Genomic DNA, 13,365 nt, shown 5'->3' on the forward strand with positions numbered 1-13,365 from the left:
GATGAGAAATAAAAATAGACAGTATATTTTTCCGTTAGGACTTATTATTTCCTTTTTTTTGGATGGTACAATACAATTTGTTTTTATGGAACAGTTACAATCACAAACGACTATCATGGTTAGTCACCTGTTGTTGTTATGGTTGATAATGGGTATCTTTTACTCAGATAATAAGCATCTTGAATTATGGGCGTTTGGTGTTGGTCTAGCATTTGATAGTTATTATGCCGGTATTTTGGGTATTTATATGATTTTGTTACCATTAATTGTTTATTTAACTAAAATAGCATATCAATATTTCGAACCATCTTTTATTGTGATATTACTCATTTATTTTATTGATTTGGCAGTTTTAGAAGTTTCGTATTATGCAGTCAATGAGATGATTGGATTTGCTAATGAATCTGTAACAACATTCGTTAGTACTTCGTTTGGACCAACTTTAGCTTTTAATCTGGTGGTATTTATTATTTTGTACTATCCAATATCAAAATTAATGAATTTAAGTAACCGATATAATTAAAATTCAGGGGTGAACGTAGATGCAAGGTGTTATTTTAAAAGGTTATAAAGATGGTTATGAAATTATTCTTAAACAGGATTTCGGATTTGATAAAATTTTGGTTGAACTTAGAGAATTATTTAATAATTTAAGTGCTGAAAAAAAGAATGCTGATGAAACGGTTATTTCGTTTGATATTAAAACAGAAAATCGATTGTTTTCAGCAGATGAAAAGCAAAAAATCGAAAAAATTATTTCTGAATACCGTAATTTTAAAGTACACAAAATCGAATCTGAAGTAATGACCATAGAAGATGCTAATATTTTAAAAGAAAATGACAACGTTCATTTATGCTATCTAACAATTCGAAGTGGACAAATAGTTGATTTAAAAGGTGATATTTTATTTTTAGGTAAATTACATCAGGGTGGTCAATTACGAGCTGCTGGTAATATTTTTGTTATGGGTGAAGTTCAAGGTGTCATTCATGCTGGATTTAACAATAATACAGATAGCATTATTGTGGGCGATGTTTCAGCTGCTTCACAAGTACGAATTGGTGAATTAGTTGATATTATAGATGATGAAAAAGTAACAAACAGTCAAGATACTGTAATCTATGTTAATGATTTACATATTATAGATTATGGCAATCGAGATGAATTAAAGTCACTTCGACCAAAATTATTTAATCATGCTGGAGGATATTAAAGATGGGAAAAGCAATTGTTGTAACATCTGGTAAAGGTGGTGTTGGTAAAACAACATCATCTGCAAATATTGGAACTGCATTAGCACTTCTTGAAAAAAAGGTTGTTCTAATGGATTTAGATATTGGTTTGCGTAATTTAGACGTTGTTTTAGGTCTTGATAACCGTATCTTATTTGATATTGTAGACGTAGCTGAGGGTCGTGCACGGTTACACCAAGCACTCATTAAAGATAAGAGATTTAACGAATATTTATACTTATTACCTGCTGCACAAAATACTGATAAATCAGCATTAGTTCCTGAACAAGTAAAAGCAATTGTTGATGAATTAAAAGAAGAGTTTGACTATGTTATTATTGATTGCCCAGCTGGAATTGAGCAAGGTTTTATGAATGCTATTGCTGGTGCAGATATGGCTATTATTGTAACAACGCCTGAAATTTCTGCGGTTCGTGATGCAGATCGCGTGGTAGGTTTATTAGAGCAAAATCCATTATTACAACAACCAAAATTAATTATTAATCGTATCCGTCGTCAAATGATGGAAGATGGTCAAGCAATGGATGTTGATGAGATTACACGTCATTTGTCTATTGATTTATTAGGAATTATTGTTGATGACGATGCTGTTATTAGTACATCAAATCATGGTGAACCAATTGTTTTAGATTCTAAAAATCCAGCTGGATTAGGTTATCGTAATGTAGCACGTCGACTACTAGGGGAAACAGTGCCCTTGATGACAATAAAACAGCCTCAAAAAGGTTTTTGGAAAAAAATGGGTTCATGGTTTAAGAAAGACTAATTCTTGACAATGTTAATGACAGTATGCTAAATTATTATCAATTAAGAAAAACGTTGAACAGAAGATTAAGGCTTAAACAAACTTTTAAAGAGAGTATCGATTGCTGAAAAGATACAGTTCTTAAGTCTGAAACACATCTGCGAGTTGATTTCCTAAACTAGTTAATTAGGGAAGTCCGGGATAAGCCCGTTATAGCTGTAGTTTAATAAACTCGTTAAGATTAAATTTGTGAGAATTTAATGATGTTTGAGGTGGTACCGCGATTCGTCGCCCTCTATAGTCAATAATGACTATAGAGTTTTTTTATACTCATTTTTATTAATCTACATAAGTTATTTTTCGTGAGAAAAATATGAATTTGAGGTGGCACCACGGCTATCGTCCTCTTGAGTCAATTTGATTTGGCTTGAGAGGATTTTTTTATTTAACTAAAGGGAGATAATGTAATGACTTATATATTAGAAATTTTGCCATCATTAATAGATGGTGCTAAATTAACGTTAGAAATATTTTTTTGGACGATCATTGGATCGATTCCACTTGGTTTAATTGTCGGATTAGGATTAATTTCAAAAATAAAACCAATTAAGTATTTTTTGAATTTTTATGTTTGGTTAATGCGAGGAACACCACTGCTACTACAATTAATTTTTGTGTTTTATGGACTACCAACACTACAACAGTTCCATATTCATATTGTATTCGGTCGATACGATGCGGCATTATTTGCATTTATTTTGAATTATGGTGCGTATTTTGCTGAAATATTTAGGGGTGGATTGCAATCGATTCCTAAAGGTCAATATGAAAGTGCAAAGGTATTGCGTCTATCATATTGGCAAACTATTAGGACAATTATTATTCCACAAGTGTTCAAGATCGTTTTACCTTCAATTGGAAATGAAATTATTAATTTAGTTAAAGATTCAAGTTTAGTATATGTTATTGGGTTAGGCGATTTATTAAGAGCCGGTAACGTAGCGACGAGTCGTGATGTAACACTCGTCCCACTATTGATGGTTGGGGCAATCTATCTGTTATTAACAGCTATATTTACACTTGTCTTGAAGAAAATTGAAAAACATTATAGTTATTACAAATAAGGAGTAATTCTATGCTAGAGTTAAAAAATATTAAAAAGTATTATGGAAAACGATTAATTTTAGATGATATTAATTTAACAGTTAATGATGGTGAAATTGTTAGTATTGTTGGTCCATCTGGTGGTGGAAAAACGACTTTATTGAGATGTATTAGTGGGTTAGAATCAATTGATTCTGGAGATATTCTAATTGATGCCTCACCATTTGATCCATATCGTAATAATACGAACGAAAGTGTTATTGGGGTAGTATTCCAGGAATTTCAATTATTCCCTCATCTTTCAGTGTTAGATAATATAACGTTAGCTCCAAAATTAGTTTTAAATCGTAATAAAGTCCAGGCCGAGGAAGAAGCACAAAAATTATTAGATCGCTTATCTCTCGGAAATAAAGGGCATTTATATCCTTACCAACTTTCAGGTGGGCAGAAACAACGAGTTGCAATTGCACGTGCATTAGCGATGAATCCTAAAATCTTGTGTTATGATGAACCAACTTCAGCACTTGATCCAGCACTACGCCAGGAAGTAGAGAATTTAATATTATCGTTGAAAGTAGACGGAATGACTCAAATAATAGTGACACATGATGTACCATTTGCTGAAAATATTGCGGATAAATTATTAAAAGTTAAGCCGCTAGAAGATTAGAGGATAATAAATGAATCAATTAGAAAAAAAAATTGTTTTTACAATATTATTTATGATGATGTTTATAGGATTAGCTGGCTGTAGCAATAGTAGCCAATCAATGAATTCGGTTGATAGTTGGAAATCAATTCAAAAAAAGGGTACCGTTGTTATCGGAATTGATGATAGTTTTGTGCCAATGACATTCAGACAAAAAGATGGTAGTTTAGTAGGATATGATGTTGATTTAGCAAAAAAAGTTTTTGAAAAATATGATATTCAAGTTGATTTCCAAACAATTGATTGGTCTATGAAAGAAACGGAATTAAAAAATGGGACAATTGATTTAATCTGGAATGGGTATACAAAAACAACTGCACGTGCTAAGAATGTTGCTTTCAGTCGTACATATTTAACGAACAAGCAAGTATTAGTAACAAAAAAATCAAGTGAAATTAATTCTTTTTCTGATATGAAACAAAAAATTTTAGGTGTTCAAAGTGGTTCAGCTGGATTTGATAGCTTAAATTTGCATCCAGATATTTTAAAAGATAATATTAAAGATAAAGAACCTGTTCAATATGATTCATTTGATAATGCTTTTATCGATTTAAATGCAGATAGAATTCAAGGACTTTTAATTGATGATGTCTATGCGAACTACTTTATTAAGCATCAGTCGAATTCAAATGCATATAACGTGATAAATGGTAATTTTAAAACTGAAGATTTTGCGGTAGGTATGCGAAAATCTGATACAACAATGCAATTAAAAATTAATAGGGCAATAACAGAGTTGCAAAACAAAGGTTATCTAAAAGAATTAAATCAAAAATGGTTTGGTGAAAATAATAATATTCAAAATAATTAATTTTGGAGGGACTATATGACATATGTAAATATTGGTGTGCTACTTGTTTTTTTATTGAACTTGTTAGCGGCAATTGTGACCGTCTTTAGAGAAAAACGTGATATTGCTGCAACATGGGCATGGCTTCTTGTCTTGATAGGTATACCTATTTTTGGATTTTTAATTTATCTTTTTTTTGGTAAGAAAATTTCAAAAGAAAAAATATTTGATATTAAAACACAGGGTCGTATGGGTGTTGACCAATTAGTAGATCAACAAAAAGAAGAATGGGCCAGAGGAGAATTAACAACAAGCGGTAAATATACTGATGATGTAAACGAAATCATGCATATGTTTTTAGAAATAGAGAAATCTATTTTAACTAAGAAGAATGAGGTTCAGTTATTTATTGATGGGCATGATAAGTTTAAGACGTTATTTCAAGACATTCGTAAAGCTAAACACCATATCCATGTTGAGTATTATGCATTCGAAGATGGGCATATTGGAAATGAACTATTGACGTTACTTGAAATGAAAGCAAATGAAGGTCTTGAAGTTAGAATCATCTATGATGCATTGGGATCAAAGGGAACTACTAAAAAATTCTTCAAACATCTTGAGGAATTGGGCGGTAAAGCAGAAGCCTTTCTGGGTTCACATTTTTCATTTTCAAATCTTCGTTTGAACTTTAGAGATCATAGAAAGATTGTCGTTATTGATGGTAAAATCGGTTACATCGGTGGATTCAATGTCGGTGATCAGTATCTAGGTGAAAGTGAGAAATTTGGTAACTGGCGAGATACACATATTCGCGTATTTGGAAACGCTGTCGGATCACTACAAAGTAGGTTCATTATGGATTGGAATGCAACTGCGAGAAATAATCAGATTAATTACCAGTCAAGTTATTTTCCACAAACTGTTACAAAAGGTAAAGTTAACATGCAAATTGTTTCTAGTGGACCTGATTCAGAAATTGAACAAATAAAAAAAGGTTATATTAAGTTAATTAATTCAGCTAAAAAATATATTTATATTCAAACACCTTATTTAATTCCAGATGATTCTGTTATAGAAGCGTTAGATATTGCGGTATCTTCAGGCGTTCAGGTTAGAATTATGATTCCTTGTATGCCAGATCATGCCTTTGTTTATCGTGCTACACAGTATTATGCGAAAGATCTAACGAATATTGGTGTAGAAATTTATCAATACAACAATGGATTTTTACACGCTAAAACAGTTGTAATTGATGAAATGGTTGCATCCGTTGGTTCAGCTAATTTTGATTTTAGAAGTTTTAAGTTAAACTTTGAAGCGAATGCATTTATTTATGATGTAGGTGTGGCAAGCACACTTAAAACAATTTTTGAAACTGATATGGAACAAAGTAGTCTTTTAACGAAAAGGTATTTTAATGATCAATCACATTGGTTGAAATTTAAGCAACAGTTTTCAAGACTTCTTTCACCGATATTATAGGAATGGAAACGCTTGACGTTTTTCAGGATGTATGCGATATTATTAATCGGAGACCAACACAAAGGGGAGCCGATTAATTTTGGCTGAGAGTGAAGAAATTCAGACCCTTGGAACCTGTTTGTTAATGCAAACGTAGGAATTGTGTGTAGAAGATTAACACCTTCTTTGTGCTTGGTTTACTAAGTCAAAGGAGGTTTTTTTGTTGGAAAGAAAAAAATTATTGATATTACTAGAAGGGGTCGTTATGGCCGCTTTAGCAATGGCGCTATCATTTGTTCCTAATCCGCCAAATATTGATATTGCACTAGGTGTGTTACCTATTGTGGTATACAGTTTACGACGCGGATTAAAAATGGGATTAATTATTGGGTTACTATATGGTATATTACCTATTTTAATTGGAACTGCGTTTGTATTAACGCCGGTTCAGGCTATCTTAGAGTATCCAGTTGCTAATTTGGTACTAGGATTTTCTGGGTTATTCTCTGCTCGTTTTTTAAGTCAGTTGCGTACTAAAAATATGCGTGGTGCCATACAATCACTGACTTTTGCGATTTTAATAGCTGTATTTCTAAAATACAGTGCTCATTTTATGGCTGGTATCATTTTTTGGTCAAAATATGTTCAATGGGGGCTTTCTCCAGTTGTGTACTCAGCAGTTGTCAATGGTGGGAGTATGATTATTAACATGATTATTGCTACCTTGATACTTAGTATCATACTTAAAAAAAGTCCAGGAATCTTCCTAGCTAAATAGAATAGACAGAAAAAGACGGATATAATAATCCGCCTTTTTTTATAAAAAAGGTTCCTAGCTAATTAAGCTGGGAACCTTTAAAATTTTTATTTTTAAATTAAGCGATTGACATAACTGCGGTTAAAACGACACCACCGACTGTTACAAGAATCATTAACCACACGACAAACATTGTGATTTTTTGGAATGTAGATTTCTTTTTCTTCATGTTTTACCCACCCTCTCAAATCTAATAGTGTAACTATAACTTTTTTATAAGTAAAATGTCAACTTAAAAGTAGTCATTTTTCTTTAAATAATAAGCAGTTAATAAACAAATTATTAACGTGATTAATTGTAACCACCAGAATGAAAAATGAGTGTCTGCACCAGGAAGGGATACGTTCATGCCGAACATACCGCCAACGATTGTTGGTATCGTTAAAATAATCGTCATCGACGTTAAGACCTTCATGATAATATTTAAATTGTTTGAAATAACTGATGAAACCATTTCACCATAATTCTCTAATATTTTAGTTTGAATGCTTGTCATTGTTTCGGCTTGTTGGTTCTCGATTAAAACATCTGTGAGTAAATCATCAGTTGCCTTTTGTTTGAAATGCTCATTTGAGTCAACCATAGATTGAAGTACTGGATTATTTTTCTTTAAAGCAGCATCAAAATAAACTAAACTTTTTTGCATTGACATCATTTGATAATATTGCTCATTTTTAGTTGCTTTAGCAAGTGATTTTTCTAAATTTTCGGTTTCTTGAATGATAGATTTTAACGCAACGACAAAACTTTGTGATAGATACCAAAGTAATTTCAAAGTGAATTGATCCGATGTTATCGTTTTAATTTGATGAATTGGACTATCCGCGATAAATTTACTGATAAAATCTGGTTCACTATTTGAGACTGTAATTATTGCATCATCTGCTAAGATAATTGAAAAAGGAAACGTTTGGTATTCTAAGTAGCCTAGCGAGTTTCTAATGCGATGAGGGTACTGCATTAAGACTAAGTCAGGAACAATATTTTGAGACAATCCTTCAGTTCTTGAATTTTCTTGATCATCTGAAATAGCGGTCATATAGTCTCGTGGTATAGCATACTTTTTAATAAGTTCATTTATTTCTATTTCAGAAGGATTTGTAACGTTAATCCAACATGATTTACTGTATTCTTTTATTTTTTGAATTGTACCTAACTCAGTTGATGTATAATATTCTATCAATATCAAAGTCCCCTTTATTCGAATAACATAATACATAGTATACCAAATTTTTTAAGCTTTCGTTAATTCAGACATCTAGTTGTTAAGATTAGTTCAAATACGCTATAATAGTAAACATAACTGTAACCTAAATTGAAATATATGGTAGAATCATCTATAATATAAGACATTGATTTTTATGAAAATGAGGGATGAAAATATGTGTGGATTTGCAGGTGTATTGAGCGACAGACAAAAAAATACCAATGATGATTACGATAAAATTGTTCATAATATGACAAAAATGATTGTTCACCGTGGTCCTGATGATTCAGGTTATTTTAGTGATGATGATATAACAATGGGATTTAGAAGATTAAGTATTATTGATTTAGAAGGCGGACACCAACCACTTTCATATGAAAATGAACGTTACTGGTTAACTTTCAACGGTGAAATCTATAATTATATTGAACTACGTGAAGCATTAGTTGCTGATGGTTATGAATTTAAAACAGATTCTGATTCAGAAGTCATTTTAGGTATGTATGCTAAGTACGGTGCAGAAGCTGTTAAGCAATTCCGCGGAATGTTTGGATTTGTTATCTGGGATACGCAAGAAAAAACACTTTTTGCTGCCCGTGATCAATTTGGGATTAAACCATTTTATTACGCTATAGCAGATGACAATTTTTATTATGGTTCGGAAAGTAAAGCTATTTATAAAGTTTTAAAAAATAAGACATTTGATAAAGATGCACTTCAAGATTATATGACATTCCAATTTGTACCAGAACCAGAAACGTTAACTAAAGAAATTGATATGTTACAACCTGGACATTATTTAACGAAAAAATTAGGCGAGAAGCCAGTCATTACACGATATTTTTCTGCCGAATTTCATCCAGTAGTTCGTCCAGAAGAGACATATATTAAACGTATTAAAGACGTCTTAATTGATTCAGTTGATAAGCATATGCGTGCCGATGTACCAGTTGGTTCATTCTTATCTGGTGGAATTGATTCGTCTATTATTGTTGCTATTGCTAAAGAATTAAATCCAAAATTAGAAACAATTTCAGTTGGATTTGAACGTGAAGGCTATAGTGAAATAGATGTTGCGCAAGAAACCGCAGAAAAATTAAATGTCGCTAATTTTAGTTCTGTTATTACGGCTGAAGCATTTATGAAGGCTTTTCCACATTTTATTTGGAATATGGATGATCCCTTGGCTGATCCGGCTGCTGTGCCTCAATATTTCCTTGCTAAAGAGGCCAGAAAACGTGTTAAAGTTGCATTGACGGGTGAAGGTGCTGATGAACTATTTGGTGGTTACACTATTTATCATGAACCTGAATCATTAAAAGGATTTAAATACACTAAACCAATTAATGGTGCGTTGAATAAAATTGCTCAAATGATGCCTAAAGGGATGCGTGGACAAAGTTTCCTTCTTCGAGGCACGACACCAATGGAGGATCGTTACGTTGGTAATGCTTTTATTTTTAATGAAAAAGAAAAAGAAGCATTCTTTAAAGACTATAATAAAAATCATCCATTCCAAAGTATTACTGGCCAATATTATAATGCATCAAAAGATTACAATAAAATAGATCAAATGCAATTTATTGATATGCATACATGGTTAAATGGAGATTTATTGCATAATGCCGATCGTACAACAATGGCACACAGCATAGAATTGAGAACACCATTTTTGGATAAAGAAGTTTTTGCAGTTGCTTCTGAAGTGCCTGCAGATTTGAGAATTGCACATGGAACAACCAAGTATGCTTTACGCAAAGCTGCTGAAGGTATCGTTCCTGACCATGTTTTAAATCGTAAAAAATTAGGTTTCCCTGTGCCTATTCGTTTTTGGTTAAAAGACGAAATGTATGACTGGGCTAAACAAATTATTAATGATTCTCAAACAGATGAATTTTTTAACAAACAATATTTCATAGATTTATTGGATGAACATCGTGCTGGTGTTAGAGATAACTCCAGAAAAATATGGACTGTCTTAACATTTATGGTATGGCATCGTATTTACATTGAAAGTGACATATTAGAAGATAGTAAAACAGTAACAGAAAAAGCTAAATAATAAATAGTGGGAGTTCAAAATAATGACAATTATGGTTCAGAAGTTTGGTGGCACATCGGTTCAAGACGATGAGTCGAGACGAGCAGCTTTAAAACACGTAAAATATTCAGTTGATAAAGGGTATCAAGTCGTTGTCGTTGTTTCAGCAATTGGGCGTAAAGGTGCACCTTATGCAACTGATTCATTATTAGGACTTGTCGATGGAGAGCAATCATTACTTTCTAATAGAGAACTTGATATGATTGTTTCTGTTGGTGAAACTATTTCTGCCGCAGTTTTTTCTGAATTATTGAATAAGGAAGGCATTAAAGCTGCTGCTTTAACAGGGCAGGATGCTGGAGTTGAAACAACTGATGAATTTCAGAATGCTAAAGTAATTAACATTAATACTGATTTAATTGATGAGGCATTTAAAGATGCTGATGTTTTAGTTGTGACTGGGTTCCAAGGTGCTACAAGTAAAGGTCAAACGACGACTATTGGGCGTGGTGGAAGTGATACGACAGCTGCATTACTTGGAGCAGCATTAGATGCTGAACGTGTCGATATTTTTACTGACGTGTCAGGGATGATGACTGCCGATCCTAGATTAGTTACAAAGGCAAAATTTCTAGAAACAGTCAGTTATGAAGAAGTTGCAAATATGGCTCATGAAGGTGCGAAAGTTATCCATCCTCGTGCAGTGGAAATTGCGCAACAAGCCCATGTTCCAGTTCGGATTCGCTCAACTTGGCAAAGTCCTGAAGAGATGGGAACCCTTGTGACCGACCGAAACTTAGGTGTAAAGCATTATCGTAGTGTAACTGGTATTGCTCATGTGACTGGACTCAGTCAATTTACAATTAAAACAGTTAATCATGCTCCAAAAGATGTTTTTAATTTGATGTCCAATAATAATTTGAGCGTTGATTTTATTAATATCTCACCTGGCAAAGTCCTCTTTAATTTGTTCAATGATGATGAAAAAAAAGCTAAACAACTTTTAGTAGATGCTGGAATTGATGTCTCAGTGCTTCCAAACTGTGCGAAAGTTTCAATTGTGGGAGCGGGGATGACTGGAACACCAGGTGTTACGGCCAAAATTGTAACAGCACTAGCTGAGAAGGATATTAATATTCTTCAAACAACTGATAGTTATACGACAATTTGGATTTTAGTTCAACAGGACGATTTAAAAACTGCTGTTAATGCATTACATGATGTCTTTTTAAGCAGTATCTAAAAGGGGTAATTTATGAAACTTTTACCATTTTTTGGAACTTGGTATGGGTCGATAATTTTAATATTTGGATATATTCTAATTTTAACTTTACTTAAACGTATTTTACGTAAAAATTGGCCTAAACGGTTGCAAATCATTGATTTTTTACCACCATTACTTCTTTTATTGACACATATTTTATCAGTACGAGAGTTTAATTTATCGATTACACCATTTATAATATTTTCTTGGTGCTTAATTGGTATTGCTAGTGCGCTTATGTATGCGTATCGAGATGGAGAATTAATTTATGCAAAATTTTTCAAGACCATTTGGAAAATTACTGATATTTATATGCTTGGATGGTACCTCTTAATGCTTCTCTTTTTAGTACTATTTTAAGGATATCGTCCTACATTTTTAATTATAAGTAATGTAAAAAACACTTAATCTAAAAAGGATTGAGTGTTTTTTTGTATATTATCATTTAAAATCATAATATTGGGGAATTCAGTGGTGGAATGTGGGGCATTGTGGTAAAATTTAAATAGTTACTATGAAGGGGGGCTGTACACAATGTTTATGGGCGAATTTAAACACACTTTAGATACTAAAGGTAGATTAATTATTCCAGCTAAATTTCGTGAGGAATTAGGTGAGAAATTTGTTATTACTCGAGGTATGGATGGTTGTTTATTCGGATATACACAAACAGAGTGGACACTCCTAGAAGAAAAGCTTAAAACACTCCCTTTAACAAAAAAAGATTCACGGGCTTTTGTAAGATTTTTATATTCTGCAGCTACAGAATGTGAATTTGATAAACAAGGCCGTATTAATATTCCAGTTCCTTTAAGAACACATGCTGATTTAGAAAAAAAATGTGTGCTAGTAGGTGTTTCAAACAGATTCGAAGTATGGAGTGAAGATCGATGGAATAGTTTTTCAGAGAGTGCATCAGAAAATTTTGATGAAATTGCAGAAAATATGATTGATTTTGGATTTTAAATAACACGTATGAAAGGGGATAAAACTATGACGACATTTGAACATGAAACAGTACTACTAAATGAAGCAGTAGATGGGTTGGCTATTAAACCAGATGGTATATATGTTGATTGTACTTTGGGTGGCGGTGGACATAGTGCCCTAATCCTGTCTCAACTAAGTACGGAGGGACATTTATATGCTTTTGACCAAGATCAAACAGCGATTACTTATAATGAAGGGCATTTAAAAAAATACATAGAAAATGGACAAGTTACGTTTATTAAACGCAATTTTAAAGATTTAAAAGCCGCGTTACTGGAACTTAATGTCACGGAAGTAGATGGTGTACTCTATGACTTAGGTGTATCATCCCCACAATTTGATGTCGCAGAACGAGGCTTCAGTTATCAGCACGATGCGCCGTTAGATATGAGGATGGATTTAAGTGCAGAATTAACAGCTAAAGAGATTGTTAATAATTGGACATATCAAGAACTTATTAGAATCTTTTTTAGATATGGTGAAGAAAAATTTGCAAAGTCAATTGCTCGTCAGATTGAAAATGCTAGAGAAAATGAAGAAATTGTTACAACTAGTCAATTAGTTGAATTAATTAAAATGGGTATTCCGGCTCGTGCAAGACGAACAGGTGGGCACCCTGCTAAAAAAGTTTTTCAAGCTATTCGAATTGCGGTTAATGATGAATTGGGTGTTTTAGAAGATTCATTAGAGCAAGCAATTGATTTAATTAATGTTAAGGGGCAAGTTAGCGTTATTACATTTCAGTCATTAGAAGATAGATTGGTCAAAACGATGTTTAAGGAACGAACAAGTTTACCAGAGTTACCACCGGGTTTACCTGTAATTCCAGATAATATTCAGCCAAATTATGCACTAGTTAATAAAAAGCCAATTTTACCATCAGAATTAGAATTACAGAATAATAGGCGTGCACATTCAGCAAAATTGAGAATTATAAAACGATTGAAAAAATAATATTTTATAATAAAGGGGTTACATAT

The 13,365-nt window shown here is 32.6% G+C and carries 15 protein-coding genes, 1 riboswitch and 1 other annotated feature; of the genes, 13 read left to right on the top strand and 2 right to left on the bottom strand.

Annotated elements, in window-relative coordinates; translation table 11 throughout:
• The first annotated feature begins 1 nt into the window (after position 1).
• The 8 genes from mreD to thiT all read left to right on the top strand — a co-directional run bounded on the left by mreD (position 2) and on the right by thiT (position 6,844).
• Entirely contained in the window at positions 2 to 523 is a 522-nt protein-coding gene (gene mreD / locus AC1RPW_RS05485) for a rod shape-determining protein MreD (protein ID WP_409022351.1), read from the top strand.
• A gap of 19 nt (positions 524 to 542) precedes the next feature.
• Entirely contained in the window at positions 543 to 1,214 is a 672-nt protein-coding gene (locus tag AC1RPW_RS05490) for a septum site-determining protein MinC (protein ID WP_409022352.1), read from the top strand.
• Between the two features lie 2 nt (positions 1,215 to 1,216).
• On the top strand, positions 1,217 to 2,020 hold the full coding sequence (gene minD, locus AC1RPW_RS05495) for a septum site-determining protein MinD (protein WP_409022353.1): 804 nt from the start codon (positions 1,217 to 1,219) through the stop codon (positions 2,018 to 2,020).
• Positions 2,021 to 2,064: 44 nt separating this feature from the next.
• Positions 2,065 to 2,298 (top strand) — a binding site (T-box leader).
• A gap of 168 nt (positions 2,299 to 2,466) precedes the next feature.
• Positions 2,467 to 3,123, top strand: coding sequence for an amino acid ABC transporter permease (locus AC1RPW_RS05500; protein WP_409022354.1), 657 nt, complete (start codon positions 2,467 to 2,469; stop codon positions 3,121 to 3,123).
• An 11-nt stretch (positions 3,124 to 3,134) separates the two neighbouring features.
• Positions 3,135 to 3,773, top strand: a complete 639-nt coding sequence (locus tag AC1RPW_RS05505) for an amino acid ABC transporter ATP-binding protein (protein ID WP_409022355.1) — start codon at positions 3,135 to 3,137, stop codon at positions 3,771 to 3,773.
• Between the two features lie 10 nt (positions 3,774 to 3,783).
• Positions 3,784 to 4,623, top strand: a complete 840-nt coding sequence (locus AC1RPW_RS05510) for an amino acid ABC transporter substrate-binding protein (protein WP_481761672.1) — start codon at positions 3,784 to 3,786, stop codon at positions 4,621 to 4,623.
• A 15-nt stretch (positions 4,624 to 4,638) separates the two neighbouring features.
• Positions 4,639 to 6,087 (top strand): cardiolipin synthase, encoded by a 1,449-nt coding sequence (gene cls, locus AC1RPW_RS05515; RefSeq protein WP_481761673.1) that lies wholly within the window; start codon positions 4,639 to 4,641, stop codon positions 6,085 to 6,087.
• 52 nt (positions 6,088 to 6,139) lie between these two features.
• A riboswitch (TPP riboswitch) is annotated at positions 6,140 to 6,243 on the top strand.
• Between the two features lie 46 nt (positions 6,244 to 6,289).
• Complete coding sequence (gene thiT, locus AC1RPW_RS05520; RefSeq protein ID WP_481761674.1) at positions 6,290 to 6,844, top strand: energy-coupled thiamine transporter ThiT; 555 nt, start codon at positions 6,290 to 6,292, stop codon at positions 6,842 to 6,844.
• A 97-nt stretch (positions 6,845 to 6,941) separates the two neighbouring features.
• On the opposite strand, the gene AC1RPW_RS05525 is transcribed toward thiT, so the two are convergent.
• A complete protein-coding gene (locus AC1RPW_RS05525) occupies positions 6,942 to 7,052 on the bottom strand; it encodes a DUF4044 domain-containing protein (RefSeq protein WP_409022359.1) in 111 nt (36 codons plus the stop codon).
• 63 nt (positions 7,053 to 7,115) lie between these two features.
• Positions 7,116 to 8,066 carry a magnesium transporter CorA family protein gene (locus tag AC1RPW_RS05530; RefSeq protein ID WP_409022360.1) on the bottom strand — a complete coding sequence of 317 codons (951 nt, stop codon included), beginning with the start codon at positions 8,064 to 8,066 and terminating at the stop codon, positions 7,116 to 7,118.
• Between the two features lie 199 nt (positions 8,067 to 8,265).
• Between AC1RPW_RS05530 and asnB the strand changes: the two genes are divergently transcribed.
• The 5 genes from asnB to rsmH all read left to right on the top strand — a co-directional run bounded on the left by asnB (position 8,266) and on the right by rsmH (position 13,339).
• Positions 8,266 to 10,152 carry an asparagine synthase (glutamine-hydrolyzing) gene (gene asnB / locus AC1RPW_RS05535; protein WP_481761723.1) on the top strand — a complete coding sequence of 629 codons (1,887 nt, stop codon included), beginning with the start codon at positions 8,266 to 8,268 and terminating at the stop codon, positions 10,150 to 10,152.
• A gap of 22 nt (positions 10,153 to 10,174) precedes the next feature.
• Positions 10,175 to 11,374, top strand: a complete 1,200-nt coding sequence (dapG, locus tag AC1RPW_RS05540; RefSeq protein WP_481761675.1) for an aspartate kinase — start codon at positions 10,175 to 10,177, stop codon at positions 11,372 to 11,374.
• A 12-nt stretch (positions 11,375 to 11,386) separates the two neighbouring features.
• Positions 11,387 to 11,755, top strand: coding sequence for a DUF3397 family protein (locus tag AC1RPW_RS05545; protein WP_409022362.1), 369 nt, complete (start codon positions 11,387 to 11,389; stop codon positions 11,753 to 11,755).
• 174 nt (positions 11,756 to 11,929) lie between these two features.
• Positions 11,930 to 12,361, top strand: a complete 432-nt coding sequence (mraZ, locus tag AC1RPW_RS05550) for a division/cell wall cluster transcriptional repressor MraZ (protein WP_481761676.1) — start codon at positions 11,930 to 11,932, stop codon at positions 12,359 to 12,361.
• Between the two features lie 27 nt (positions 12,362 to 12,388).
• Positions 12,389 to 13,339, top strand: a complete 951-nt coding sequence (gene rsmH, locus AC1RPW_RS05555) for a 16S rRNA (cytosine(1402)-N(4))-methyltransferase RsmH (RefSeq protein ID WP_481761677.1) — start codon at positions 12,389 to 12,391, stop codon at positions 13,337 to 13,339.
• Positions 13,340 to 13,365 lie beyond the last annotated feature (26 nt).

The sequence above is a fragment of the Dellaglioa sp. CoH-55-MRSF-8 genome (assembly GCF_056782195.1).

Coding starts and splice junctions, on each gene's coding strand:
- AC1RPW_RS05505 (WP_409022355.1), top strand. CDS start 3,135: ATGCTAGAGTTAAAAAATATTAAAAAGTATTATGGAAAACGATTAATT.
- asnB (WP_481761723.1), top strand. CDS start 8,266: ATGTGTGGATTTGCAGGTGTATTGAGCGACAGACAAAAAAATACCAAT.
- AC1RPW_RS05490 (WP_409022352.1), top strand. CDS start 543: ATGCAAGGTGTTATTTTAAAAGGTTATAAAGATGGTTATGAAATTATT.
- mraZ (WP_481761676.1), top strand. CDS start 11,930: ATGTTTATGGGCGAATTTAAACACACTTTAGATACTAAAGGTAGATTA.
- dapG (WP_481761675.1), top strand. CDS start 10,175: ATGACAATTATGGTTCAGAAGTTTGGTGGCACATCGGTTCAAGACGAT.
- AC1RPW_RS05545 (WP_409022362.1), top strand. CDS start 11,387: ATGAAACTTTTACCATTTTTTGGAACTTGGTATGGGTCGATAATTTTA.
- AC1RPW_RS05525 (WP_409022359.1), bottom strand. CDS start 7,052: ATGAAGAAAAAGAAATCTACATTCCAAAAAATCACAATGTTTGTCGTG.
- minD (WP_409022353.1), top strand. CDS start 1,217: ATGGGAAAAGCAATTGTTGTAACATCTGGTAAAGGTGGTGTTGGTAAA.
- mreD (WP_409022351.1), top strand. CDS start 2: ATGAGAAATAAAAATAGACAGTATATTTTTCCGTTAGGACTTATTATT.
- AC1RPW_RS05510 (WP_481761672.1), top strand. CDS start 3,784: ATGAATCAATTAGAAAAAAAAATTGTTTTTACAATATTATTTATGATG.
- AC1RPW_RS05500 (WP_409022354.1), top strand. CDS start 2,467: ATGACTTATATATTAGAAATTTTGCCATCATTAATAGATGGTGCTAAA.
- cls (WP_481761673.1), top strand. CDS start 4,639: ATGACATATGTAAATATTGGTGTGCTACTTGTTTTTTTATTGAACTTG.
- rsmH (WP_481761677.1), top strand. CDS start 12,389: ATGACGACATTTGAACATGAAACAGTACTACTAAATGAAGCAGTAGAT.